Source organism: Borreliella yangtzensis (genome assembly GCF_014201775.1).
GTDB lineage: Bacteria > Spirochaetota > Spirochaetia > Borreliales > Borreliaceae > Borreliella > Borreliella yangtzensis.
This window is the reverse complement of sequence record NZ_JACHFG010000057.1, coordinates 1-1,913: the sequence shown is the minus strand read 5'-3', so window position 1 is coordinate 1,913 and position 1,913 is coordinate 1. Positions and strand designations below refer to the sequence as shown.

Genomic DNA, 1,913 nt, shown 5'->3' with positions numbered 1-1,913 from the left:
ATTAGTTCTAAATTTAATGGATAAATGAGTATTTGATGTTTCAATAAGTTTGAAGTTTCAATATAAACATCTTCTCTATTATTAATAGCCTTAATAGTTTGAATCAGAACATCTTCCCATTTTTCACTATTTGATGCAGGGGCTTGTCCTACCGTGTATGGCTTTACCAATTTCAATGAAGTTGCAGGGTCAACTATTACCATCATAGGTGTAGAAAATTCGTCGCCCAATTCTAACTTAGATAGTCCAGTTTCAATTTTTTCAAAAATTTTATTCATCTTATCTTTATCACCACTTGCAACTTCTTCTTTTATCTGTTCGGGCATATTAAGTAGTCCATACATATTGGGTAGTAGGCGTTTTTGATTTTTTCTATCTTTTTGAATTGAAACAGTATCAGTTAGTACAAAGTGATTAATAAGCTTGATAATTTCACTGCTTGCAAGTTTATAAGCTTGACTAAAAGGAAGTAAATTGTTATTAATATCACCGATATATGAATCTGAAGTATAAAACTTTTCAGAGGCTTGCTTTAAGTGCCTAAATTTATACTGTAGTTTCAAGTAATTAAGCCTAACCACTTCAGAACTAAACCCAATAGTTGAGATAGTATTAACCTCATTTGCAATTGTTGTAGAATTAGCATTTAAAAAAGCGTCCCACTTTACAGTTCTTTGATAACCCATTTGTAGATCAACATCTTCAATTTGTTCTGGTAAAAACCATTTATACATTATTGGGTCTTTAACTTCGCCTATAATATTAGCTACAGCTTTTGCATAATAATTTTCATCGAATAATTCCATATTAAATCCTCCTAAGTTTTAATTACTTTTGGCTCTATTCCCAAATACAGCCACTTTTATTAAATAATATTCACCATTAATTTGTTTTGCATCAGATAATGCTATCGCATTAACAATCGGCTTATTTCCCCCACTAACCTTTTCAAGAACGCCGTCATTATTGAAATAAAGCTTTTCTTTTGCTTTAGGCGTTGCATCTTTTACTACTAAGTACCCTTCAAAATTATTTGTAATTGGAATAATAGTAGCAGTTTTGCTAAACTCATCAATATCAACGCATATTCCGTATAAATCTTCACCTCCACCAGCCTCAACATAAGGCTCATAATGCGGTTCATTTGCCTTTTCTTGATTAATAACTCTTTTGACTCCACGCTTGTATGGATAGCCAACAAATGGATGATTTTCTAATTTGTCATACTTACTAGTTCTAGTACCTCCAGAAGCAAAAAATTCTACATTTTTATCTCTAAATTCATTAGAATTGTTAAGTAAACCAGAATCCTGCTGTGGATTTTTCATTAATTTTTCTAGTTTACTGCGCTTTTCTTGATATTCTTTTACTAATTGGGCTGTATTTTCTGCCATTCAATTATCTCCTTTTATTTTTTAACTATCAGCTACTACTGTTTTCTCATAAGCTCTATTGCCAAAAATAGTAACTTTTACCAAATTAATAGCATAATCTTGCTTACGGTTTTCGTCCTTGATCTCTTCTTCTGATTTAAAATTGATTGCAAATGAATCAGAAAGTGCGTATGCGTTAATATAAGTTGGAGGCCCACCACCAGCTTTAATAATCACCCCGGCTTCATTAATATCTAATATTTCCCCAGCTTTTATACTTGGATTTCTTGTAACAAGATATCCTTCAAAATTATTTGTAATTGGTAAAACATAAGCAGTGCAGCTAAACTCACATACATCAACGCATATCCCGTAAATATCAGTATCTGAACTAGTCTCCACATATACAGAAGTATCTTTTGGAACAAGTTTTACTCCGCGCTTATATGGAAAACTCTTTTTTGGGTCATAAAAATATTCTTCTATTTTGTCTGCATAACTTGAACATGAAAATGTATATGCATCAACTTGTTCATTTTT

3 protein-coding genes are annotated in these 1,913 nt (G+C 31.6%); all 3 read right to left on the bottom strand.

The features are described 5' to 3' along the window. Positions 1 to 806, bottom strand: an 806-nt coding sequence (locus tag HNP68_RS06680) for a hypothetical protein (protein WP_183221673.1), incomplete at its 3' end; no start/stop codon positions are given. Positions 807 to 824: 18 nt separating this feature from the next. Then, entirely contained in the window at positions 825 to 1,394 is a 570-nt protein-coding gene (locus HNP68_RS06675) for a DUF228 domain-containing protein (protein ID WP_183221671.1), read from the bottom strand. Positions 1,395 to 1,415: 21 nt separating this feature from the next. Beyond that, a partial coding sequence (locus tag HNP68_RS06670; protein ID WP_183221669.1) for a DUF228 domain-containing protein occupies positions 1,416 to 1,913 on the bottom strand: 498 nt, incomplete at its 5' end.

Excerpts from the sequence above, each read along its gene's own strand:
- HNP68_RS06675 (WP_183221671.1), bottom strand. The coding sequence starts at position 1,394 with ATGGCAGAAAATACAGCCCAATTAGTAAAAGAATATCAAGAAAAGCGC.